The 435-nt window shown below is 52.2% G+C and carries 1 rRNA gene; it reads left to right on the top strand.

Going from position 1 to position 435, the window contains the following annotated elements:
- A 16S ribosomal RNA gene (locus F8279_RS30015) occupies window positions 1-435 on the top strand; the annotation flags it as partial.

Here is a 435-nt window from a genome sequence, read left to right as displayed (position 1 = left end):
AGTAGGGAATCTTCCACAATGGACGCAAGTCTGATGGAGCAACGCCGCGTGAGTGAAGAAGGCTTTCGGGTCGTAAAACTCTGTTGTTGGAGAAGAATGGTCGGCAGAGTAACTGTTGTCGGCGTGACGGTATCCAACCAGAAAGCCACGGCTAACTACGTGCCAGCAGCCGCGGTAATACGTAGGTGGCAAGCGTTATCCGGATTTATTGGGCGTAAAGCGAGCGCAGGCGGTTTTTTAAGTCTGATGTGAAAGCCCTCGGCTTAACCGAGGAAGCGCATCGGAAACTGGGAAACTTGAGTGCAGAAGAGGACAGTGGAACTCCATGTGTAGCGGTGAAATGCGTAGATATATGGAAGAACACCAGTGGCGAAGGCGGCTGTCTGGTCTGTAACTGACGCTGAGGCTCGAAAGCATGGGTAGCGAACAGGATTA

This window comes from Micromonospora sp. AMSO1212t (genome assembly GCF_008868145.1).
Classification (GTDB): domain Bacteria; phylum Actinomycetota; class Actinomycetes; order Mycobacteriales; family Micromonosporaceae; genus Micromonospora; species Micromonospora tulbaghiae.
This window is presented reverse-complemented; position numbering and strand designations above follow the sequence as displayed.